Source organism: Nocardiopsis sp. YSL2 (genome assembly GCF_030555055.1).
Lineage (GTDB): Bacteria > Actinomycetota > Actinomycetes > Streptosporangiales > Streptosporangiaceae > Nocardiopsis.
This window is the reverse complement of sequence record NZ_JAMOAO010000001.1, coordinates 4233147-4255515: the sequence shown is the minus strand read 5'-3', so window position 1 is coordinate 4255515 and position 22369 is coordinate 4233147. Positions and strand designations below refer to the sequence as shown.

Sequence of the window (22369 nt, the reverse complement as noted above, 5' to 3'; positions counted from 1 at the left end):
TGTCACGCTCGGCTTCGTGGCAATGGACGTAAGGGTCCAGGAACCAAGGAACGCTGCCCAAGGAAGGGCCACTCATCTCGTATATCTGGATCGAACACCGACGCGGGACCATCCGGGACCGTAAGAGCGCGGAGGAGGATCTTGTGGGAGACCACGAGAATTGCCCCCTGCCGATCCGCAAGGGCGATGAGCCGACCACGGATCCGTGCGGCTCGCCCGCCCAATTCTTGCGGTGACTCGCCGTCTTCGTAGCGGCTGGTCGGATCGAGAGTCCGCTTCACTCGCCACTCGGCGTAGTCCTCAGGGAAGTCCTCAGGGGAAATGCCCTGGACCGCGGTCGGACCGCGCCATTCCCGCAGGTCGGGAATGATGTCCAACAGAGAGATCCCGGAGTTCTCGGCCAGGAGTTCGGCGGTCTGGAGCGCACGAGGCAGCGGGCTGGACACGATGCCGACAGCGGGCGGCAGAAGCGGTACCGTCGCGATCGTGTCCCGTCGTCCCTGAGGGGAGAGCTCAGCGTCGTCGGGTGCGTGGTATCCCGGGCTGTGCCCGGCGTAGTGGGCATGGCGCATGAGGTGGACGTCAGCCAAGGAGCCATCCTCCGTCCACCCGCAGGGTCTGACCGGCAATGAATCCGGCTTCGTCGCTGGCGAGGAACGCCACGGCGGAGGCGACGTCCTCGGGGCGGCCGCGGCGTCGGACGCACTGCCGGGCCAGTTGGCGCTCCTCCATGGCCTCGGTATCCGGAACGACCTGGTCCTCGGCGGGTACGCGGATGGATCCCGGTGCCACACAGTTCACGGTGATCCCGTGTTCGCCGAGTTCGCGTGCGAGGGCACGGGTGAGCCCTTCGAGTCCGGCCTTCGCCGCGATGTAGTCGGCCAGGTTGTGTCTGCCGGCGGAGGCGAGCACGCTACCGATGGTGATAATGCGGCCGTGGCGTCGGGAGATCATCGCCGGTACGGCGGCCTGCGCGAGCAGATGGTGGGCGGTCAGGTTGAGGGACAGGCACTCCGACCACCGATCCCGAGTGAGGTCCGCGTGTGGTGTCCTGGGGTAGTCCCCAGCGGCGGTGACGAGGATGTCCGGCGGCCCCATCCATTCGTGCACGCGTGCGTGGAGTTCCGCTGGCGTGGTGGGCGAGCGCAGGTCCGCGTCGAAGACTTCGGCCACGCTTCCCCCATCCGCGATCTCCTGGGCGAGGTCGTTAGCATCGTCGGCGCTGTCGAAGTGGGCCAGCGCGACACGTGCCCCGGAAACCGCGAAAGCACGGGCGATGGCGGATCCGATTCCTCCAGTGGCTCCGGTCACCAGTGCTAGGCGGCCTTTCAACGAGTAGGGCATGAGGACTCCGTCAGACCGAAGAAGCGGGTGGGAGAGAAGTCGGGCACCATGCACAGAGCGAGTTTGGCAAGCAGGTACAGCCGCTGGTCCAAGGGCATCTGGGCGAGGTCGAACACACCGATGATCCGCATCGCCAGGTAGGGGCGTAGCGCCTCGGCGAGGGTGTCTCCAGGGAAATAGCGGGTTGCGAGGGGGCGGACGAACAGCTCCCAGTAACGGGACAGAGCGAGCCGTCGCGCGTGGGTCAGGCGGTCGGTGAACCGAATGTGAAGCGTGTCCGCGTACAGAAGGGAGCTGACACGCGGCGTGTTCGCGGGGACTCGGTCAAACGTGGCGGGGTGTTGGGCGAATGCCTCCGGATTGAGGAGGGGGACCAGCCAGCCTCCGAGCACGGCTGTGTAGAAGCTGAAGTTGGCGATCTCGCCCACGATGGCATTGCGTCCGGCGGTGTCGTAGTCCAGCCAGGCCAGGGGCACGGCGAGATTGACGTCGGTCGGGTCGCCCTGGCTGATCGCGCTCCAGACGGGGGTGCCGAACGCACCTCGCAGCCAGGAGATCGTTGCGTCCCAGTCGAGCCGGTAGTGGCGTCCGTTGATGTACAGGCCAGTCCGCGCCAGGTCGCTGAGTCTGGGCCCGTCCTCAGCATCGGTCAGTGGAAGGTCACGGCCGGCGTAGTAGCGGTCGAGCCGTCCGCCCGGTGCCGCCCGGTCGTGGTACAGCTTGCCGACCACCGCAGATGGAGGGCTCAGCTCGGCGGTCTCGGTGAAGACACGCAGGTAGACGGTCGTCAGTTCCCGCATGTAGGCGTCCAGGGCCGAGTGGTCACCGCCATCGGGGATGTTGAGCAGGTCCAGCAGCAGCCCGCGGTCGGGTCCAACGAGGAGCCGTTCGTACACCAAGACGGCATGGCTCAGGAGCCGGAAGTGGTGGTGCAGGACGGGCACCGGATACCACCCGCGCAGGAGCCGGTGCCCTGTTGTCTCGGCGCGAGCCTCGCCGTGGTCGGGCATGCACTTGGCGATGAGCCGCCGACGCGGGGTGTCGATCGGGTAGAGCCGGTTGTGGGTGTACCGCAGCGGCCGTCCGATCCGCAGAAGCGGTCCAGGCTTCCTCATGAGGATCTACGCTCCAGGGCGAGGACGGCGGTGTCCGCGAGGAGGGTCGGGGAGATCGCGGACAGCGGGGCCCGCTGCTCGTCTGCGGTCTCGTCCAGGCCGTCGCGTACCGGACACATGTCCCAGCGATGCATGTGTTCAGAGAAAGGCGTGGCAAGGGCGTGATGGTGGCCGAGCCCGGTCCGCCACTTGCTGTGGGAGTGCCGTCCGTACAGCCCGATGACCTCGGCCCTGTTCGAGACGAATGCGGCCAGGTGGGTCAGCCCGGTGTCGTTGCCCAGGACCACGTCGCATTGGGCGAACAGTGAGGCCAGCGTCTCCAGATCTGCTCCTGCGACCGAATCCAACCGCACGCCACCCGCGTCGGAGGGCCGGTGCGTTGTTCCATCACGGCCGGACACGAGGATAAGCCGCACACGACGGCCAAGCCGTTCTCCGATGACCCGCGCGGCCATGGTGAACCGCTCGGCTCCGTAGTCCTTGCGTCGGGGCCAACTGGTCGCGGTCACGGCGGCGATCGTCAGCGTCCGCCCGTCGGAGTCACCGGCCTCGCGGGCCAGGGACGGCAGGAACGGCGGACCACCGGGTAGACGGACACCGGCTCGCTCCTCGACTCCCAGGTAGTACCGGGAGGGCAGGAAGGTGTGGACTCGTCGACCGTCGCTGCGACAGTGGGCCTCCTCCGGACGGCAGAGCAGGACGTGGTCGTCGCCGGTCGGTTGAGCCAGCGCTATCCCCGGTTCGTCGCCGACGATGAGCCGGAGCGAGCAACCGTACGAACCGGTCATTCTTCCGGTCGGGTAGAGAGATCCGTACCGGCCGCGCGTGGTGAGAGGGACGCTCCTTCCAAGGAGAGAGAGTGCGTCGGTGATCGCGGTGACGGCGCCGAAGGCCAGGAGGGAGTCGCCCAGCTTGCCGTCGAAGGCCACCACGATCCGCGCGCACCTGTCCAGGGCACGCCGCAACTCGTGGTCAGGATGCCCGGGAAGCGTTTCGCCGACCGGTGTCGCCTCGCGGTCGTAGCCGAGGGGGAGGCTGAGCACCTGCTCTGGGGTATAGACGGTGGTGCTCCCCCAGTGGCGGGTAATCGGGAACAGGCTGTTCGTTGGACTCATTGGTCTCGCCCGATCTGGGTGAGGGAGATCAGCGGGAGACCGAGTTCCTCGATGACCGACCTCGCCTGGTAACGGGTGTCCTCGGCCAGGCATACCGCTGCCACCGGGTGTGCCCCGTGGCGGTGCAGGGCCTGGGCGAGGTTCACCAGGGTGATGCCGGTCGTCACTTCGTCGTCGACCAGGACGTAGCTGTGCCCGGGAGCGATCCCGTAGGCGAACACGTTCGGCCGGTTGGCGTGGCCTTCAACGAAGTGGACGGCGCCGGTGAGGGGAACGCGTACTTTCCACGCGAGCTTGTAGGGGAGTCCGGACGCCAGGCTGATGGCGAGGGCGGGGATGATACCGCCCGCGTCCAGGCCGAGGACCGCGTCGGCGCTGTACACGGTGGGAACCGTTCGGCACAGGTGTTCCCACAGGGTGCGACCAGCGGTGGTGAACTCGGAAGGGGGCACCGCGGATCGGGCGCCATCGAGGTCGTGGAGCACGCGCTCAGGGCGGCTGCTGGGTCCCGCGTCCAGACGAGCGACGATCTCCGCGTGGAAGCCCGCTCCTGGGGTGGCCGTTTCCATGTTTCTTCCTCTCCGGTCGGCTGTCAGGCGGCGCACTGTCGTTGGTGCCAGGTGAGCAGCCGGTCCACGGACGCTTCGATCGCGTCGAGTACTTGGGCCCGGTTCGTGCCCTCCCGGTGAGCGGCGATGATCTCGGCCAGGGGCGGGAGGTCAAGGGGGCCCAGCCCTGGCAGCAGGCGGACCGCTTCGGGAACGATGTCGTCGTTGCCGTTCACCCATACCGACTGCTCCCTGAGCAGAAGTCGGCAGAGCAGGACCAGGTGCTTGTAAAGGGGGCGGATCCGTCCACGTCCGGGGTCATGGCGGAGTCTCCGGGTGGTAGCAACGGCGTCGGCCAGGGCGGCGGGGGTCGCGCGTTCCACCTCTCGTCGGGAGATCACCGGGAGCTCCAGACCAGGGCTGGCGATGAGTGCGGGGGCACCCTCCTGGAGCATGACCAGCGCGGCGAGCACCCGGTTCGGGAGTCGGCGGGTCCGGGCCTCGGCGATGGGAAGGACCGTCGCACCCAGATGGATGTCTCCGTAGTCCAGGAGGGCGTAGCGGTATTCGCCGACAGCACGCGTCACCGCTTCGCTGTGCCCGGTTTCGGTGATGGTGAGCAGGTCGATGTCGGACCACCCCGCTTCCCAACCGCCGTTGACCGAGCTCCCCGTCAGAGCGACGAGGAGCTGTTCGTTGGGGAGCGCGGAAAGCGAGTCCACGAACCGGGAGGTCGCTGTCCGCACCGCAGCGGGCAACCCGAGTTCTTCGGGGAGAATGGTCTTGAATCGCGAGCCGACCGCCGGACTGGCCAGGCGCCGAAGTCCGCTATGCAGCCGGATCACACTGCCAGAGTTGTCCAGGACCGAGTCGGCCGGGATCCGGTCCGCTCCCCTGGCCCTCTTGGTCCGGTCCTTCTCCTCAAGAGTCCGATCGTCACCTCCCGAACGTACGAGCCGAACCGGGTGGGAAGCGTCAACGTAGACCACCCGGAGACGCCCACTCATCATCGCCTTGAGCGCCGCGATCGAATCGGCCCTGTGCACGGATTCGATGGTGATCAGGTCGACGTCCAAGTGAGCGTCGGCGAACCGGTTCAGTTCGTCCAGGAGCAGCTCAGCCTGGCGCGTCGGCGACAGAGCGTAGGGGTCGGCCAGGCCCCTACGGGCGGCGGCCTGGATCAGCAGGTAGCCGATCTTGAACCGGGCGGCGCCCACATCCCGGTTCAGGAAGATCCCCGACGTGCTCTTGCCGCACTCGCTCAGGCCACCCAGTGCGATGACCGGTGGCAAGTTGGGGCTCGGAGTGGGACGGACTTCAGTCCGCGCCGTCGCCCCGTAGAGCTTGAACCGTGCTCCGTTGGGGAGTCGTCTCCGTCCGGCCGCGACCTCCTCGGCCAAGGAGGTAAGCGCCTCGCGCAGGTCGTGTACCTGTGTCTGAATCCCGGCCACCCGAGGGCGGATACTCGGATCACTGTCGGCGGCCTGTCGTGTGTGGTGCAAACGCAGCACCGTCACCGACAACCGGTCGACCGCGGAGCTGAGCGGCTCCGTGTGGAGCGGAGCGGTCAGGGCAGGACGTGGACACGCAGTGCCGATCACCTCGTCGAGGCGCTCGGCGTGGCGGACGCGGTCCATGTTGAGCTGGTCAATGGTGCGCTTGCCATCGGCGATCCGCACCGCGTCAGCCGGGTCGCCGCGCACGCCGTCTTCGGCCAACCACAGGCGGTGGTTCGTGTGGTGGAGCCCTTCGGTGGCTTCGTCGAACCGGACGCGTTCCTTGGGCGGGAGCAGAAAGAGGAGGGCGTTGAGGGGATCGCTGAGGGAGAGGAAGGGAGGGGTCACGGGAATCGTCCGTTCTTCGCGGAATGGCGGATCGTCGGGGGAACTCCGACACCGTGTGCGATCAGGGCCTGGCGAACGAGGTCATGCGTCGCATCGATGCCGTGTGTCTGACCGGACACGACCTCGGCGAAAACGCCCTGCCGCACCATCTTCAGGAGCACGCGGTGCAGGTGCCGCTGATAGTCGAGGTAGACGCCGCTCCACGGGCGCTCCTCCCGCCGCTGGGCGATGGCGATGCTGCGTTCGGTGTCGAGCGAGGGCAGCAACAGGATGGGCAGCTCCGGTGGACGCGGCTCGCCGGTGCCCAGTAGTGAGAGGACACGGGTCCAGGCAGCGTCGAGCGGCAAGGACTCCTTCACCGTGCACGTCGCAACGGCCGTGGCGAGGAGCATGTACCAGCCGCGGTCGAGAATTCCGATCCGGTCGGGAGGACGTGCCCGAGCCCGGGTCTCGTGGCCGGAGAACAGCATGTGCGTGAGTTCCTCCGTCGTGGAGGTGGTGAACCACCAGGTGCTGTATCCCTTTCCGGAGACACGGCCCCAGGGAGCCGGGTCGTGTCGGTGGACAGGACCCAGGTCACAGAACCCCTCCCAGCCGTTCGCCAGGGCACGGACCTGCGTGGACTTGCCGCAGTTGTCCGGGCCGTTGAGGCTGACGAAGTCGGTCACGGCGCCTCGTCCCCCTCGACTGGTTCATCCGCCTGGTCCACCAGCGCCAGCAGGCCGTGAACGCTCGCTTGGGCGAACTCGGCGAGGTGGGGTGGGAGGAGGTTGAGCGCGGAGAGCGCGTCCCGCGTCGCGGGGACACTGACCACCTCGTAGGTACCGCGTCCGGGTTCGGTGAACTCGACCCCCGTGCGACCAGACAGATCCATGGAGGTCAACCGGGCAGCGAAGACGTGCTGGAGACCGATTCCGCCGGGAAGGTCGTCGGTGATGAGGAGGACCTGACGGACCCGGTCGATCCTGCCGCCGAGCTCTTCGAGGACCTCGCGGTGCAGGGCGGCCTCGGCATCGGCGTCCTCGGGTTCCAGTCCGCCTCCCACGGCAACCCAGTAGGGCTCTTGACCGGGCTTGGTGCGCTTGATGAGCACGAGTCGCCGCTCGCTGTCGAAGAGGAGGGCGCGGGCGCTCTGCTTGACGATCTCAGTCACGTTCACTCGTTCCTGATCGTGTGTTCGAGGTCGGGGAGGGATACACGGAATCCGCGATCCAGAGGAAGGCTGGAACGCGGTTCCCCCAGGGCACGCAGCATCACGCGAGGGCCCTGGAAGGAGTGGCGGCCGTGGAGCCAGCGCGCGTTATCGAGGACGAACCCCTGCCCCGGGCCCAGGCGCAGGGTCATCACGTGTCGGTCAATGACCTCCCGAAGGACCTCCATGTGCGGGATCGCGTAGGGCGCGAAGCGGACGAGTTCGTCAAGGCGCAGCCGGATCGACCACCTGCCGGTACCGGTGGGCTCAAAGATCGATCCGGCGTGGCCGGCGGCTCCCCCGAAGTAGGCGGTATACGGGCCCGACAGCACACGCCATGTCTCTGGCTCAGTGCGGACCAGGTCCTCAACGATGGCTTGGCCGTCGGTGAGGAGGGTCTGGCCTCCGTGGTCGGCCGGGGTCAGGCACATGAGCATGAGCAGGCGCGGAGGACTCGGTGTGCACGACCGTTCCGTGTGAGGGAGAAGCTCGGAGTCGGTGAACCCTCGCTTACCTGTTTCTGGGGTCCCCTCTCGTGCGTGCAGAAGGGTGAGTCCATCGGGGTCGCCGTCCGGGTGGGGGTAGAGGGCAGCCAGATCATGGGCCAGACCGGCGAAGGCGGCACGGTCGGGGATTCCGTCAAAGGTGGCCAAACCGCTCTCCATGAGGACGGAGGCCAGATGTCGGTGGAGGTAGCTTCGGCTCAGGTCAACCAGGTGTCGGCCGAAGGAGGAGTCGGCACCGGCGGTCACAGGAGGTGTTGTCTCGTACACACCGCTCAGCTTCACGGACGGTGAGCGAGAAGGCCAGTGACAATCTGTCAAGGCGCGATCCGCCCAAGGGCGGGCGGTTCCCTGCTAGCTTCGCCAGTGTCGAGCCTGTACGCCTTCGAAAGCGAGCCCTCCCGTGTCCGACACCCCCTACGTCCCGCGCACGTTCCCTATCTCGGTCAAGGGCGTCGTCATCCGCGACGACAGGGTGCTGCTGTTGCGCAACGAACGCGACGAGTGGGAGTTGCCCGGCGGCAAGATCGAGATCGGCGAGACCCCCGAGGAGTGCCTCGTCCGGGAGATCGAGGAGGAGACGGGCTGGCCCGTGCAGGTGGCCGGCATCCTCGACTCGTGGATGTACCACATCACCCAGGTGGACCGGCACGTCTTCATCGTCACCTACGGGTGCCGCGTCGGCTCCCAGGCCCCGGTCGTGGTCTCCAGCGAGCACAAGGAGGCCGGGCTGTTCGCCGAGGCGGAGGTGCCCGGCCTGCCGATGCCCGAGGGCTACAAGCGGTCGGTCCTGGCCTGGTACGCCCAGTCGCGCACGTGACCACCGCGCCCGCCGTCCGCTGGCTCTGGCTACTGCCTGAGGCACGCCAGGCCCTGGGGAGCCGGGATCTGGCGGTGATCCTCCGCTGCTACCGAAAGCTGACCGGGTTGTCCCAAGCGGCGATGGGCGAGCTCCTCGGATACGACCCCTCCTACGTCTCTCTGTTGGAGCGGCGCCAGCGCACCATCAACGACCGCCAAGGGCTCTCGCACGTCAGCCGGGTCCTGGCCATCCCACCGCACGCCCTGGGAATCACGGCCGAGGAGGACGCCGACTTCCTCGCCGCTCTCCAGTTTGGGGAGTCGACCGTGCGACTCGCGGAGATCGCCCGGCAGGCGGGCCGCGCTGTTGAGGCAGTCGAAGAGCTGTGGCCGCTGGTGGCCCGATTGGAGGCTCGTCTGAGGGAGGGGCGGGTCGACTACGGGACCGCCTCACTACTGGCTCGCGCGCGAGCAACCCTCGGCACATCGTTGGGGCACGTCCTGGCGGAGGAGCGTCTGTATCTGGCCGCGTACTGGACGGGCCAGGCCATGCGGCTCGCCCGACACCTGGACGACGGCGCCTTCCTCGGGCACGTGCTGCGGATGCACGGCAACGAACTGAGGAAGGTCGACCGCGGCGAGGCCGCCATCGCACGGCTGACCGAGGCGGCCGAACTCTCCCGGGACGAGAAGGAACGCGGTCAGACACTGATCCTGCTCGCCCGGGCAGCGGGGGAACAGGGGAACGCGGGACTGCACGATGACTCCATGGCCGCAGCCGAGCGGTTGATGGACGAGGCAGGGCCAAGCGGAATCCTCTTCACCCCCTTCTCCCTGCGCGAGGTGCGTATGAGGGGTCTGATGGGAACCGGACGCACAGGCATGGCGGCGGAGCTGGCCCAGTCGCGTCCAGGATCGGGCGAAGCTCCAGCCCCTCAATGGGCAGCCATCGAGGCGGTTACCTCAGCCGACGCTCTGTCGGCGGCCGGGGATCTTAGCAGCGCACACGCTCTGTACGACGAAGCGCTGTCGCTCGCCGCGCGCCACAGACTGCCGCACCAGGTTCAACGAATTGTACGGAGCGCGGAGGCGGTCGGGCTCGAGGGGATCCGAACCGACGCCCTGGCGAGTCTGCACGATCTTGATCAACATCGCAGACCTGCTGTTTCCCTCACTAGCAGTACACATCCGAGGCGCAGGTGACGGCAGGCGATCCCGACATTTGATGCTGAGTAGTCGACCTTCGCGAACCTCAGTACAGCCCACCATGGCGGTCTGATGCGGACTCGGTAAGCATCTCCGGCCCCAGCGTCAGGAACCGATCCTTCCCATCCACAGGCGGCGCCCCAACTCGTCGAGCTCAGCGCGGCGCTCCTTCCACTCGGGCAGTGCCCGCCCGAGCAGCCTCCAGAAGTCCGCACCATGCCCCGGCACGCGAACATGGGCTAGCTCGTGGGCGATGACGTAGTCCGCCAGAGGCATAGGGAGCTGGAACAGCGGCCAGCCCAGGCTCATTCGGCCCGTACCCCGACCCTTACTATCCGGGCGGTAGGTTCCCCAACGCCCGCCGAGGTCACGCACAGCCAGATCCGGCTCGGCGACCGCCATACGGGCCGCCCACGGTTGGAGCCGCCCCAATGCCCAGCCCCGCCCCACTCGGCAGTACCAGTCGACCAAGGCGGCTTTACCTCGGCTCGTGTTCTCCAACAAGTCCTCACCCATGACCAAGCGGCCAGCGACAAGCCGCACCGGCGTGTCCGCCGACAAGCCAGGGTCCACCGCGAGCCGGTACGTCCGCCCCAGGTAGCGGAAAATCTCGCCCTCGACCAGGCGCTTGGCCGGGTTCAACGCACGGGTTCTCTCCCGCAGCGCGATTTTGGCGTCCACCCATGACCGATGTGCCTGGACGAACTCCCTCGCCTCAGCCTCCGACCGGCCCTCAGGCACGTGGAGAGTCACGGAGGCATCCGTTTCCACGGTCAAAGCGAAGCGTGTACGGCGTGGGTTAACGCTGACGCGTAGGTCTCGGCTGTCAGTAACAAGTCTGTCGCCATCGGACAGGGGCCCGGAATCGGGATCGGTGGTCGCGGGATTCACCCGACCTATTGTCGCCGACCACTGGCCAGGAACGCCGCACGGTTCTGTGCGGCGTGCGCTGCGAGTCGTTCCGAGACACCATCCACCAGTGTCCACTCAGAAGTAGTGGGCCGCACTCCGTGCTCGACAAGCACCTCGTGGATGCCTCCCGCCAGGATCTTGACGTCCTGATGCTGCCCCTGGTACGACACCTTGCCCATGATTCTGACCGCTGTGGCGCGCACGTCGGCGACCATGTGCCTCATGGCTTCCTCTCCAGGCCTGCGTAGACCCGGGTTCTCCTCCAGCTGCGTGTCGAGCATTCGGTACAGCACCTGTTCCAGAGGGCTGAGCCCGGACAGTCGCGGATCGTCCTCGTCCTCCCGCCTGACTTGGTCCATGAGCGTTTCAAACGCCTCGATCTGGTCCTCGAACCGGTCAGGCGCCTCCCGCAGGATCTCCTCCAGCCGCTGCGAGAGCCTGGCGTACTTCTCAGGGTCCTCACGTTTGACTCGCTCCTCCAGGTGAAAGCGCAGCGCGTGCCGCATCTCAGCTGCGGCCTCCCGCGGCGGCATGTCCTTGACCCGCTCGTCGAAGAGCGGCGAGGTCAGCGACACCGGTGCGATGACCTCGTCTATCTGCGGCCCTTCCAGGTGCTCGGCGATCATCGCCCGGACCTTGCGGCCGTACAGGCGCATCGTGAACGTGCCCCCCGGCCCGTCGCGGTGCAGCGTACGGATGCGCTTCTGCAACATGGTCCAACGTCGTGCCTCGGCCGCGTAGTGGAGGCCATGCTCGTGCGGCAGAACCCGTTCCAGGACGGCTAGGAATTGATTCAGGACCTCGTCGAACCCCAGTCGCACTGCATCGTCCTCGAACTCCAGCGCTGCGGCACGCACCGCTGCTGCGTCGGTGAGCCCGGCGTCGTCCACGTCGAGCCCGGCAAGGTAGCCGCGTACGGCCTCGGCCGCGGGCGCGAGCGCGTTAATCTCCTCGGACATGCTCCGCATGGTGTCGTCGACATCGTCGCGTCGGTAGTCGGCCAGGGCGTCGGCCAGGTGCTCGAAGACACCGTAGTAGTCCACGACGTACCCAATGTCTTTGCCCGGCATCGGCCGATTGACCCGTGCGACAGCTTGGAGGAGTTCGGCGTCCCGGATGGGCCGGTCCAGGTAGAGGACCTGCTCGCGCGGCGCGTCGAAGCCGGTCAGGAGCATGGATTTGACGATGAGGAAGGCGATCGGGCTGTCGGGGTGGACTGGGCCGAAGCCGGTAGCGCTCCTCTCCGGCTGCTCCATGCCCTCCTGAGACCAGGGGTTGTCGCCGGTGGTGCCCGGATCCTGTGTCTCCTGTTCAGGAGCGGAGAAGGGAACGGCAGCAGTCCAGTCGTGATCCGGTGGCGGTGTGGGGAACGGCTGGCGGAAACGGTCGATGTAGGCCGCCTGACTCACCGAGTCGGTCCAATGCAGCCAATGGCCGTGCTTGCGCTCCGCACCCTCGGAGATGATCGGCACGAAGTCGATTTGGCTCAGCAGCGCGCGGTACTGGTACGCAACGAACAGATACCGTGTCCTCCGGGACAGGTTTTCCAACGGGATCCCCGTCACTGACTCCGGCCGGAACTCGGCGAGGTCCTCCATCAGGGCGTCCCGGGCTGCCCTGAGCGCGTGGTGGTACGCAACAGTGGCTCTCCGACTGACCGCCGCCACCTGGGCCTTGAACCCGCCACCGGGTAGGACGGTGGTCACCCAGTGCTCCAGCATGTCCTTGGCCTTGGCCTCGATCATCGACCGAGACTCGGCGACGTCGCGTTCGGTGGGCCAGCGCTTCAGCAGTTGGCGGCGCTCCTCCTCCGACCGGTCGGAGACCAGGTCGTCGAAGGAGCGGTCCAAGCCTTCCGCGTCGGAGACACTGCCCTCGCCGGTGCGGCCCTCGTAACGGATCCGCACGACCACGCCGTCGCGCTCGGCGTCCGACATCCGGTAGGTGTCGAGGAACGCCCCGTCGGGACCGCCGCTGAAGATCCGGCGGGTGTCTTCGGCCCGCTCCGTCATGATCGGTGTTCCGGTGAACCCGATCTTGGCAGCGTTGGGGATCGCCTTGCGCAGGGCCGCGTGCAGCAGGCTGGTGTGCGAGCGATGCGCCTCGTCAACGAGGACGAGGATGTCGGAGGAGGTGTTGCACACGGGCAGGTTGGGCACCGGTGCCGCAGAGCGGGCTCGCCGCTCGTTCCTGGCCTCTTCTGCGTCCTTGTACTCCTCTACCAGGTTCCGGTCGTCGCCGTTCTCCCGGCCCTCGGCGGCGAAGGAGAACCCGGCGGACCCGTACTTCTGGATCATCGCGAAGACAACCCGCCGGCCGCCGTCGCGCAGCAGGCCCTCCATCTGGGTCGCCGTCTCCGCGGTCGCTACATCGGATTCGCTGTGCTTGAGCGTGCGTGCGAGCTGAGTCTGCAGTTGCCTTCGGTCAGTGACCACGACCACCGTGAACTCACTGAGCCGGTGGTGCAGGTGCATCCGGCGCACCAGGAACGTCATCGTGAGGCTCTTGCCGGAGCCTTGGGTATGCCAGATGACCCCGCCGCGCTCGTCCTCCAGGTCGAGCCCGTCCCGTGTACGGCCCGTGAGCAGTTTGCGCACCGCCTTCTCAACGGCGCGGTACTGCTGATGCCGGGCGACGGTCTTGATCATCCGGGTCCCGCCGATCCCGGTGTCTACAGGCAGCGGAATGATGTAGTGCCGGACAAAGGTGAGCAGGCCCCTGGGACGCAGGACGACACCGACGAGTTTGTGCCGCTCGTTAAGCGGACCTGTACCTGATGGCAGCTCGGCAGTGAGCGTCGTCTCGTTCTCAGGCTCGACGCTGCGCCACGGATGGTAGTGCTCGGGTCCGGAGGTGACCGTACCGACGTAGGCGGTCTCCGCGGTGGCTGCCACCATCAACTGCACGGTGCGGAACAGCTCGGGGACCCCGGCGGGCGTTGCCAGGCCGCTGTCCCCACGGGCGTCGTCATCGAGTGGGTCCCCAGCGTAGTGCCGTAGGTCGAGTACGGCACTGTCGAGGGGGTCCGCCAGATCGGGGCGCTTGCACTCGATCACGACGAGGGGGATGCCATTAACGAAAAGGACGAGGTCGAGGACCGAGACGTCGCCGGAGCGATTCTTGACGCGGAGCTGATCAACGACGGTGAAGTCGTTGAGCTCCAAGCGTTCCTCATGCCATTCGACGAACTGCACCGTCGCCGAGGATCCGCCATGCCCGGAGGACGGGCCATGGAGATGGATGCCGCTGAGGAGGAGATTGGTGGCAGCGAAGTTGGCCTTGCTGACACCCTCACCACGGGAAACCGTTGCGAGCTCGGACAGAGAACGACTGACGTCGGACTCGTCCATCCACGGTTCGCCATCCGTCGCGCGACGATTGACACGACGCAGGGCTCTACCAGCGATTTCGGCGAGTACCGGCTGGTCAGCGCTGAGTGTACCGACCTGCTTTCCGGAGATGTGAGTCCATCCCATCGCCGTGAGCTGAGCGATGATGGGAACTTCGACCTCGTCCCGCTCGACCTGTACCCGCGCCATACCGTACGTCCCTCCATCCACTGCGGTCAGCGTACCGGCCCCGGACGGTCCGCTTTACACCACGCAGCGAAACATGCGGATGGACTCGAACCAGCTGATACGCAAGGGAAGGATCACACCTTGCCACTGAGCAAGTTGTCCACGATCCCCTGCTTCAGGCCCTCCAGTTTCTTAAGCTCCAGCTGCTCGCCCGTGATCTTCTCGTCGCACACATACAACGATTCAATGATCCTCCGCTGCTCATCCAGAGAAGTGGGCATGTCGATCTCCAGATCGCGCAGTCGAGTCGGATTAACGTTTACCTGTTGCACAGCTGGAGTTGAGACCGACCGCACCCGCTGCCGAATGAGCGGATGCATAAGCCATTCGACAAGGTATTCAGACATCAGTCGGGACGCATCTGGATTTATCCGCACTAGATAGGAGGCGAAAGACGCCTCTGGGAGCTCACCCCGCCATAGTGCGACCTTGCCAACGTGGTCAATGCTGTTCGTCCGGTTGAAGAGCACATCTCCCTGTTTCAACCGAAGCCGATCAGATACCGGAACAGGACTGTACCTCAAGTCAGACAGAGCCAGGGCACCGTTTTCGAGGTTGTTCATACGGAGGACAGGAAGACCCCGCGGGTCCCGGTCGAGAGCCTCAGAGACACCATACTCCGCCAAGGGCACAACATCGCTGAGTGGAACACGTTCCCAACCGTGCGGGGGCTTCCCTTCCCGCAAGGGAGCCATGGCAGACAAGAGTGTTCCTCGACGAACGCTCCGAAGCTTGGAGATAGATTCCCTAATAGCATGCTCCTGCACAGCAACCGCATCAATCACCTGAACGATCCGCCTCTGTTCTACGACTGACGGCAGCGGAACTTCCAGGTTACCAAACTCATTCGCCGATATCTCCAGGAAGGTGGTACCATTTGCGCGACGTGTCATCTCGCGCACTAGAGCCTTCAAGACATAGAAGTAGAACTCCGGATTAGCGATTTCCTTCTGAAATATGAGGTTTTTGAACCCCTGATTGGTCGCCATGGGAACGCCAGCAATCGCACAAGCGCCCAGGGTAGCCCTTGTCGTCACCATGAGCGCGCCGACCGGGAGCACGACGGCCCCAGAAGACCGAACTCCCCGACTAGTGATCTCTTCTGCAGTGCGCGTAACGACCCGCTCACCCAGGCCGCTCAACTCTCCCGGCGTCAACCAAGGGATCTCCCCTCCCCATAGGGAGAGATCATCACGAGATGGAGTTCCACCGGAACAAATCACAGCGATATCGCGCAGACGCACCAGAGGCCAGCTCATAGTGTCACGCATAACCAAGCTCCCTTAGGAAGCCATCCAGGGTCGCCTCGGCGTTCGCGCGCTGCGTGCGGATTTCCCGCAGCGCGACCGCGTATTTGCCCGTCCACACCTGGTAAGCGTCGATCAGTTCCCGGCGCCGACTCGCCATGTGCCCCTCCAGCTTCGTCGCCAGGTCGTCCCGCAGGAGCTCCAGCACTACCCGGCGCACCTCCTCAGGGTCCTCCACCACCTTGTCTCTTGCTTGGAACAGCCTCGGCTTCTCGTCGTCCAAGGTGGGCGGATCGCTCGGCCACGGGAACCAGAAGTCGGCTTCGAGGCGCCTGATCGCCGCCCCGGCCTTCGTTCGCTCCTTCTTGACCCTGTCCAGCTCGGCTTCCTGCTCCGCGCTCAGTCGGGTACCACTGTTCTGGGACTCGCCGACGTCACCGTCCTGTGCCCCGCCCTCCGTCTCACTGTCCCCGAACAGCTCGCCGTTGAGCTCCTTCCAGTGCGCGTCCAACTCCGCCTTGTGCGCGTCCGCCGCAGCCAATTCTTCCAGGAAGTCCGGCGCGATCACGGCGACCACCTTGTGGTCGTAGGCCTGGCGCCGGTCGGCCGCCGACCGCTTCTTCAACTTACGGGTCTTGGGATCCTGTTCCGGCGCGAGCATGGTCTCGACGTTCTCAACCCAACCCCTCAGCACCCCCTCGAACCCGTTCTCCGACAGAGCGAGCAGGTCGTACTTGGCCTCGTGCCACCACCCGGCGACAGCCCCGGCCAAGGCATAGCGGTCGAGCAGCCCGATCCCACCCAGCCGCTCCACGAACGACTCCATCAGCGACCCGCGCACCGCCATCAGCGCGGCCTTACGTTCTCCCGGGGTAAGGTCAACCAGCCGCTCCGGCGTCCCCGCCACCGACTCCAGGTGCCTGGCCTCCTCCTCCCACCACTTGGCGAACGCTACGCGCAGTGCCTCCTCGCGTGGGCGCACCAATTCGGCCATTCGAGCCGCGTCCGGCCGCTGCCCCTGCGGGAGGAAGTCCACGTACTCCGGATCCACTGGGTCGCGCTCGGTGAACAGGTCGGTGACCCGCACCCCATAGGCATCGAGCAGCTCCTGCTTCTCCTCGATCTCCGCGCGGGGCATCCCGCCCACCAGGTGCGCGCGCACGTCCTGCGGTTCCGGCGGCGGCGTGTTGTCGACGTAGCGGCGGATGTTGAGGTTGTCATCGTTGTCGCGCAGCTCCTCCCGCGTCACCACCCGTGAGAAGCCGGGCACCTCCGCGTACTCGCGAAACGTGGAGACGATCTTCTCAGCGTGCTCGGGTAGCAGCACGTTCTGGGCCCGCTCCGCGTGGAACTCGCGGTCGGCGTTGATGAACAGGACCTTCCCCGCACGCGCGGCGTCCTTCTTGCCTGGCGGGCGCAGGAGCAAGACGCATGCCGGGATGCCGGTGCCGTAGAAGAGGTTGGGCGCCAACCCGATGACCGCCTCCACCGCGTCCTCGTCCAGGAGCGCCGTGCGAATCTCCCGTTCACCGCCACCGCGAAACAGCACACCGTGCGGCATCACCGTGACGACCATGCCCCCGCGTCCGCGCCGCTTGGTGATCCAGAGCATGTGTTGGAGGAACATCAGGTCGGCCTTGCCACGCTCGCTCGTCACGCCGTACTTCGCGCGCTCGTCGGCGTAGGTGAGCTCTCCGAGCTCGTAGTCCATGGAGAACGGCGGATTGCTCAGAACCCCGTCGTAGCGCTCCGCGTCCGAGGCCGGCACGTGCATGGGAGCGGAGAGGGTATCGCCCGTCGCCAGGTCGAACCGAGTGCTCACCCCGTGAAGCACCATGTTCATCGTGGACATGATCCACGAGCCGCTGTTGGCGTCCTGTCCGGCGAAGAACATATCCGTAGAGTCGCCACCGTGCTCCTCCACGTACTCCTTGGCGTGGATGAGCATGCCCCCCGAGCCGACGCACGGGTCGTAGATCCGCGTCCCCTGCTGGGGGTTCAGCAGCTCCACCATCATGCGCACGACCGCACGGGGGGTGTAGAACTCTCCGCCCTTGCGTCCAGCCGAGTCGGCGAACTCCTTGATCAGGTACTCATAGGCGGCACCGATCAGGTCCGGGAACTCGAAGTCGTCAGTGCGGAGCCGTACCCGACCGAAGTGCTCGATCAGCAGTTTGAGCCGCTGGTCGGCCAGCTTGGCCGCCGCTGCGGTCCCCGAGCCCCCGATGCGGTTGAAGTCCAGTTGGTCGAAGAGCCCGTCAAGCTTAGGGTTCTGGCTCTCCAGAGCCTGGAGGGCGGGCCGCAGGTACCTCTCGTTGATGTTGTGGGTACCGGAGGAGATCAACCTCCATCGTGCCATCTTGGGGACGTACAGTGCACCGCGCCCCGAGTAAGGAGCTGGTAGTTCCAGGTAGTCATCCAGATCATCTCCGGTCATACCCAGCTTGTGTTCCGCGTGATGCCGGATCCGTTCCCGGGCCGCCTCGAACTCGTCGTTGGCCCGCTTCAGGAAGAGCAGGCCGAAGATGTAGTCCTTGTACTCAGCGGCGTCCATCGTCCCGCGAAGGATGTCCGCAGCGGCGAACAGATGGCGCTCCAACTGCGCGAGCGTGAGCTTAGCCACGAAGCCCTCTTCCCTACGGCCGACCGGCATGACGTGGAAACCCTATGCCGTGCGCACCCCGAGGTGATAACCGAGCTGAGAACCTCAGTAAGCAGTGATCCCCAGGCCCTCTTCGACGAACTCGTAGACGTCGGTGTACGGGTCGCGCAGGAGCTTGGATACGTGCGGACCGTACTCCTGGTTGATCTGCTTGGCCCGCTTCTTCGCTACGGCGAAGCTGCCCGCCGGGATTTGGTCCGAAAGGACCACCTTGATGTCGTTGGCCTTGCTCGCGAACGGCAGCTTCTGAGCCGCCGCTTCACAGACACCACCGAAGGTGTTCGTCACCGCCTTGTGGTGCAACAATCGCCACAGTTCGAAGCACGGGTGTGAGAAGGCGACCCTCACGCCGCCCTCCTTGGCCTGCTTCAGCGCCGCCTCGATCTTCACGTGCTCGTCCCGGTCGAACAGGCACCAAACGCTCGGCCAGTACTGCTTGGGCCGACCATCACGTTTGGCTTCCCGCGTCTTCTCCCGGCTGAGCTGTACCGCAGCCTCGACCAGCTTGAGGGGCTTGCGCTGGGATCCGGGAGCGGACTCGTTGGCGATGTGGACTTCCACGTCAGGCGCTCCGGCCCGTTTTGTGATGATGTCGATGTACTGAGGTTCGGTGACCTCGCCCTCGGTGAACACGTACACGTCCCTGCGGCGCCGTTGGCTCTTCTTCTTCGCGGGCTTGAAAGAGTCCCTGCCCCGGGTGCGTGCCATCAGCCCTGCTTCACCTCGTCCTCACTGCTCTCGAGTTCACGCCGTGCCTGGTCAAGGAGCAAGGTCCGGTAAACCGTCCCCTCTAGAACCCTAGGGACAGCACCGAAGACCCCCGCCAAGTAGGAGGACGTGAGGTCCTCGTCTTCCCCGGGCGAGGCCGCGGTCAGCGGGTAAAGCTCGCTCGCCCCGTCCTCGTCCTTCTCCGTCAGCCAGACCTGGGCGGGCTCCAGCAGTCGGCCGCCGCTCGGGGTACTGAGCACGGTGGCATCATGGGAGGTGAAAACGAGCTGCGCCCCCTTGGGGTTGGCTCCCGGATCGTGGAAGAGCCGGATGATCTCCGCTGCGAAGCGCGGGTGCAGGCTCGCATCCAGTTCGTCGACGAGCAGGACAGCTCCCTCGTCCAAAGCCAAGAGCAGCGGGCCGAGGAGCGCGAACCAGGAGCGGGTACCGAATGACTCCTGCCGCCAGTCCATGGAGACGGGTCTGGTGGAGGCGGCGTGCTGGAGCCTCACCGTGACTTTTTTCCCTTGCTCAGAGACGAGATCAGCGCCGGTGATACCAAGGTCGGCGACGCGCAAGAGTTCGAGGATGCGCGAGGCCCGGGAACCGCTGAGTTCCCTAGCGGTGAAGGCCTCACGCTGCGTACGCTCGTCCTCCGGATTGATCAGCCACAGGTTGCGGCGGAACCAGTGGAAGAGCGGTGAGAGCTGGGGATGGTTGTCCGTGCCGGCCGTGGACAGCAGGAGCGCGTTTGGACGGGTACGGCGTTCCAGGTGAGCTCGGTCCTTCACCCGACTACCTGGCCAGTCGTATTGCTTCGTCCTTGAAGCGTCCCGGTCGAGCCACACCTGACGGTGCCCACGTGGATAGCTGTGCACCCACTCCGACTCGATACGTTCCGTGCCGAGCTCGAAGCCGTAGGTCCAACGCACGTCGTCCAGGACGATGTCCACTTCGTAGAAGCTTGGCTCATCGGCTGACCTGTCGTCCAAGGCGAAGGAAACACGCTCCGTTCCGGCGAACGACGCCCACTGTGCGTAGGAGTTCAGAACCGCCTTGCGCATGTCGGTGAGTGCGGCCAGGACGTTCGACTTGCCCGATGCGTTGGCGCCGAAGATCCCCACAAGGGGAAGCACACCCACCGAGCGCTTCCCAGCGAGCTCCAGTCGGCGCGCCACCATGGCAGGTTGGTCGTCATCCACAACGAACGAGAGCTCGTGCTCGTCACGGAAGGACCGCACGTTCGCAACTCGGAACCGAAGCAGCACCTGGCCCCCTTTCTTCTCGAGCGCTACCCTAACCGGCTGGCTCTCGCGGTCCCCGCCAGGGCCACGTCGGCCGAAGCGTGCTGCATGGCCTCCCCTTCCCTAGGAAGACCCCCTTGCTCCTCCTAGCCGCCACGGTTGACCAGTATTCCCAGATCTCCGACGGCGCAACAGAAAATAACCAACGCTGTAAAGAGAGGTTCACCCTCCGTGGTGCACCCCCAGGGGTGCGCCAGGCGGGCTCGAAGCGTGCACCCGGAGGGTGCACACCTCCCAGCAGGACGCGGGGCAACCCGGCACAACCAGGGGACGACCTCCCCCACTACCTGCGGATTCTCGTGTTTCCGCAGGTCATGGCACTTCCCCACCACAGTTCAAGTCCCGTCACTCACCCCAGAGGCTTAGGCCCCTGACCAGCGGAAACGCAAAGTGGTCAGGGGCTTTTGCGTTGCCGGGGGTGCACCAGCGGGTGCACGGGGGCCGGGATCCGCCTGGTGAGTGTGCACCACCCATCCCGTCACTCACTTCGCGGGCGGGGGTGCACCCGGGTGCACGATGCAGCGACCGTAAGTCGCCGAACCTGGTCGAGCAGGAGGTCCTCGCACCATCCGGGGAACGCTACGGGCCGGACGACAGCGTTCGCATCATCGTGCCCAGTTCGGCCGCCGAGCACACTGACCTGCTGGTGCAGGGCATGACCGACATCTGGCTCGACATGTCAGGCGCACCTGACCGCAGCTTCGACATCGAAGTGCTGCCGGCGGCCGACGGACAGACGGTGTTCACCTACGGAGCCGAGCGGTCGGACGGCCCCCTCTTTCTTCCCCTGCTGCACGAACCCGTCATCATCGCCCTACCTAACGGCGAGGTCATGTCCGACAGCAGCTACGTCAATCACATGTCCGCACGGGAGACCGTATTCCCCGACCCCGACGTGGTCGAAGAGTTCCGCGCCGACAACCCACAGGCATCCCGCTACATCTCCATGGTCGAAACCCTCACCACCAGCGCTCTGAAGACCCACGCCAACACCTTGATGGCGCTGCGCAGCGAGGTGTTCAACCTGGTGGGTGCCGGCGCCGTGCTTCTCCTGACCGCGGCGGCCGCATGCATCATCCATGTGCGCGCCCGGGCTCAGGCCATCTTCGCCCGGCACATCAGCGGATGGACCTTCCTGGCCACCCATCGGCGGCTGCTCACCATCGAGGCGACGCTCGCGGCGGCCTTCATGGCCTGGGCCACATGGGACACCGCCACCACGCTGGCAGCCATGAACGATCCCAGCCGATCCATGGTCCCCGGTGCGATGACCGCGACCGGGGCCGAACCGTTCTATGCCCTGGGCATCGCTCTGGCCTCCCTCACGATCACCCTGGGCGCGCTCACCGTCTTCCATCGCCGTATCGTCCGTGAAGGCTCCTCGCAGGCCTGACCCGTCCAAGGAACACCATGATCACCCTCAAGAACCTCGCCAAGTCCTTCGGTCAGCGCCGCCTGTGGGAGAACCTGGACCTGACCGTCCACGCCGGGGAGATGCTCGCACTCGTCGGCCCTTCCGGCTCGGGCAAGACCACCCTGCTCAACTGCATCGGCCTCCTGGAGGACCCGAGCGGCGGGGACATCCTCTGTGACGGCAGACGGCTCAACCGCCTCGGCCCCTCAGGACGACGTCGCTTCCGCCGCGACCGGCTGGGATACCTGTTCCAGAACTACGCGCTGATGGAGAATGCCACGGTCAGGGAGAACCTGAGCGTGGCCTCCAAGAACCGCACGCGCCACGCCGAGGCGCTGGAGCGCGTCGGCATGGCCGGACGTGAGAAGGACAAGGTGCACTACCTGTCCGGCGGTGAGCAGCAGCGCGTCGCGCTGGCTCGGCTCATGGTCAAGAAGCCCTCCCTGGTGCTGGCCGACGAGCCCACGGGGGCACTGGACGACGAGAACGGCCGTATGGTGATCGACACCCTGCGCCAGATGGCCCGGGAGGGGTGCGCGGTGGTGATCGCCACCCACAACAACAGTGTGCGCGAGGCCTGCGACGCGGTGTTCGACGTCCAGGACCAGCGTCTCACCGCGGCCGTGTAGGGCTCTGCGCGAGCGCCCCCGTTCAGCCGCCGACCGGATCCAGTCAAGAACCGTCTCCACCGACTCCCGCATGGAGTCGTCCCTCAGGGGATCGGAGCCGCTCGACGGTCACGGACGCGGCCTGCTCCGCAGCCACGGCCGCCGGGCTCCGCACCGTGCCGGCTGCGGCTCCCATCCAGGGCGTGTCCATCCGCACGGCGGTCACACCCCCCTCCGCGAGCGCCTGGTCCACCTCCGCGAACCACCG

At 66.1% G+C, this 22369-nt stretch carries 19 protein-coding genes; 4 read left to right on the top strand and 15 right to left on the bottom strand.

What is annotated here, in order from left to right:
- Nucleotides 1-2: 2 nt before the first annotated feature.
- The 9 genes from M1P99_RS18815 to M1P99_RS18775 all read right to left on the bottom strand — a co-directional run bounded on the left by M1P99_RS18815 (nucleotide 3) and on the right by M1P99_RS18775 (nucleotide 7910).
- Nucleotides 3-572 (bottom strand): histidine phosphatase family protein, encoded by a 570-nt coding sequence (locus M1P99_RS18815; RefSeq protein ID WP_304455749.1) that lies wholly within the window; start codon nucleotides 570-572, stop codon nucleotides 3-5.
- Nucleotides 573-582: 10 nt separating this feature from the next.
- Nucleotides 583-1344, bottom strand: a complete 762-nt coding sequence (locus M1P99_RS18810) for an SDR family NAD(P)-dependent oxidoreductase (protein WP_304453911.1) — start codon at nucleotides 1342-1344, stop codon at nucleotides 583-585.
- The gene (locus M1P99_RS18805; RefSeq protein WP_304453910.1) at nucleotides 1329-2459 is read right to left on the bottom strand and encodes a hypothetical protein; all 1131 of its coding nucleotides are present in this window, start codon (nucleotides 2457-2459) and stop codon (nucleotides 1329-1331) included. The genes M1P99_RS18810 and M1P99_RS18805 overlap by 16 nt, the downstream gene beginning before the upstream one ends.
- Nucleotides 2456-3502: a glycosyltransferase family 9 protein gene (locus M1P99_RS18800; RefSeq protein ID WP_304453909.1), complete on the bottom strand. Its 1047-nt coding sequence runs from the start codon at nucleotides 3500-3502 to the stop codon at nucleotides 2456-2458. The genes M1P99_RS18805 and M1P99_RS18800 overlap by 4 nt, the downstream gene beginning before the upstream one ends.
- A gap of 68 nt (nucleotides 3503-3570) precedes the next feature.
- A complete protein-coding gene (locus M1P99_RS18795) occupies nucleotides 3571-4143 on the bottom strand; it encodes a phosphoribosyltransferase (protein ID WP_304453908.1) in 573 nt (190 codons plus the stop codon).
- Nucleotides 4144-4166: 23 nt separating this feature from the next.
- Nucleotides 4167-5966, bottom strand: coding sequence for a DUF4254 domain-containing protein (locus M1P99_RS18790; protein WP_304453907.1), 1800 nt, complete (start codon nucleotides 5964-5966; stop codon nucleotides 4167-4169).
- A complete protein-coding gene (locus M1P99_RS18785; protein ID WP_304453906.1) occupies nucleotides 5963-6634 on the bottom strand; it encodes a hypothetical protein in 672 nt (223 codons plus the stop codon). Before M1P99_RS18785 ends, M1P99_RS18790 begins: the two co-directional genes overlap by 4 nt.
- Nucleotides 6631-7119, bottom strand: a complete 489-nt coding sequence (locus M1P99_RS18780) for an NUDIX domain-containing protein (protein WP_304453905.1) — start codon at nucleotides 7117-7119, stop codon at nucleotides 6631-6633. The genes M1P99_RS18785 and M1P99_RS18780 overlap by 4 nt, the downstream gene beginning before the upstream one ends.
- A gap of 2 nt (nucleotides 7120-7121) precedes the next feature.
- Complete coding sequence (locus M1P99_RS18775) at nucleotides 7122-7910, bottom strand: TauD/TfdA family dioxygenase (RefSeq protein ID WP_304453904.1); 789 nt, start codon at nucleotides 7908-7910, stop codon at nucleotides 7122-7124.
- A 154-nt stretch (nucleotides 7911-8064) separates the two neighbouring features.
- Between M1P99_RS18775 and M1P99_RS18770 the strand changes: the two genes are divergently transcribed.
- Nucleotides 8065-8481 carry an NUDIX domain-containing protein gene (locus M1P99_RS18770; protein ID WP_304453903.1) on the top strand — a complete coding sequence of 139 codons (417 nt, stop codon included), beginning with the start codon at nucleotides 8065-8067 and terminating at the stop codon, nucleotides 8479-8481.
- Nucleotides 8478-9665 carry a helix-turn-helix domain-containing protein gene (locus M1P99_RS18765; RefSeq protein ID WP_304453902.1) on the top strand — a complete coding sequence of 396 codons (1188 nt, stop codon included), beginning with the start codon at nucleotides 8478-8480 and terminating at the stop codon, nucleotides 9663-9665. Before M1P99_RS18770 ends, M1P99_RS18765 begins: the two co-directional genes overlap by 4 nt.
- A 108-nt stretch (nucleotides 9666-9773) precedes the next feature.
- On the opposite strand, the gene M1P99_RS18760 is transcribed toward M1P99_RS18765, so the two are convergent.
- The 6 genes from M1P99_RS18760 to M1P99_RS18735 all read right to left on the bottom strand — a co-directional run bounded on the left by M1P99_RS18760 (nucleotide 9774) and on the right by M1P99_RS18735 (nucleotide 20043).
- A complete protein-coding gene (locus M1P99_RS18760; protein ID WP_304453901.1) occupies nucleotides 9774-10559 on the bottom strand; it encodes a M48 family metallopeptidase in 786 nt (261 codons plus the stop codon).
- Nucleotides 10560-10564: 5 nt separating this feature from the next.
- A complete protein-coding gene (locus M1P99_RS18755; protein ID WP_304453900.1) occupies nucleotides 10565-14119 on the bottom strand; it encodes a type I restriction endonuclease subunit R in 3555 nt (1184 codons plus the stop codon).
- A gap of 113 nt (nucleotides 14120-14232) precedes the next feature.
- Nucleotides 14233-15429 carry a restriction endonuclease subunit S gene (locus M1P99_RS18750; RefSeq protein WP_304453899.1) on the bottom strand — a complete coding sequence of 399 codons (1197 nt, stop codon included), beginning with the start codon at nucleotides 15427-15429 and terminating at the stop codon, nucleotides 14233-14235.
- The gene (locus M1P99_RS18745) at nucleotides 15422-18058 is read right to left on the bottom strand and encodes a class I SAM-dependent DNA methyltransferase (RefSeq protein WP_304453898.1); all 2637 of its coding nucleotides are present in this window, start codon (nucleotides 18056-18058) and stop codon (nucleotides 15422-15424) included. Before M1P99_RS18745 ends, M1P99_RS18750 begins: the two co-directional genes overlap by 8 nt.
- Before the next feature lie 54 nt (nucleotides 18059-18112).
- Nucleotides 18113-18775 carry an RloB family protein gene (locus M1P99_RS18740; protein ID WP_304453897.1) on the bottom strand — a complete coding sequence of 221 codons (663 nt, stop codon included), beginning with the start codon at nucleotides 18773-18775 and terminating at the stop codon, nucleotides 18113-18115.
- Nucleotides 18775-20043 (bottom strand): ATP/GTP-binding protein, encoded by a 1269-nt coding sequence (locus M1P99_RS18735; RefSeq protein ID WP_304453896.1) that lies wholly within the window; start codon nucleotides 20041-20043, stop codon nucleotides 18775-18777. The genes M1P99_RS18740 and M1P99_RS18735 overlap by 1 nt, the downstream gene beginning before the upstream one ends.
- A gap of 646 nt (nucleotides 20044-20689) precedes the next feature.
- Between M1P99_RS18735 and M1P99_RS18730 the strand changes: the two genes are divergently transcribed.
- Nucleotides 20690-21472, top strand: a complete 783-nt coding sequence (locus M1P99_RS18730) for a hypothetical protein (RefSeq protein ID WP_369696565.1) — start codon at nucleotides 20690-20692, stop codon at nucleotides 21470-21472.
- 17 nt (nucleotides 21473-21489) lie between these two features.
- The gene (locus tag M1P99_RS18725; RefSeq protein WP_304453895.1) at nucleotides 21490-22122 is read left to right on the top strand and encodes an ATP-binding cassette domain-containing protein; all 633 of its coding nucleotides are present in this window, start codon (nucleotides 21490-21492) and stop codon (nucleotides 22120-22122) included.
- The last annotated feature ends 247 nt before the right edge of the window (nucleotides 22123-22369 follow it).

Coding starts and splice junctions, on each gene's coding strand:
- M1P99_RS18815 (WP_304455749.1), bottom strand. CDS start 572: ATGCGCCATGCCCACTACGCCGGGCACAGCCCGGGATACCACGCACCC.
- M1P99_RS18750 (WP_304453899.1), bottom strand. CDS start 15,429: ATGCGTGACACTATGAGCTGGCCTCTGGTGCGTCTGCGCGATATCGCT.
- M1P99_RS18740 (WP_304453897.1), bottom strand. CDS start 18,775: ATGGCACGCACCCGGGGCAGGGACTCTTTCAAGCCCGCGAAGAAGAAG.
- M1P99_RS18795 (WP_304453908.1), bottom strand. CDS start 4,143: ATGGAAACGGCCACCCCAGGAGCGGGCTTCCACGCGGAGATCGTCGCT.
- M1P99_RS18810 (WP_304453911.1), bottom strand. CDS start 1,344: ATGCCCTACTCGTTGAAAGGCCGCCTAGCACTGGTGACCGGAGCCACT.
- M1P99_RS18755 (WP_304453900.1), bottom strand. CDS start 14,119: ATGGCGCGGGTACAGGTCGAGCGGGACGAGGTCGAAGTTCCCATCATC.
- M1P99_RS18725 (WP_304453895.1), top strand. CDS start 21,490: ATGATCACCCTCAAGAACCTCGCCAAGTCCTTCGGTCAGCGCCGCCTG.
- M1P99_RS18745 (WP_304453898.1), bottom strand. CDS start 18,058: ATGCCGGTCGGCCGTAGGGAAGAGGGCTTCGTGGCTAAGCTCACGCTC.
- M1P99_RS18805 (WP_304453910.1), bottom strand. CDS start 2,459: ATGAGGAAGCCTGGACCGCTTCTGCGGATCGGACGGCCGCTGCGGTAC.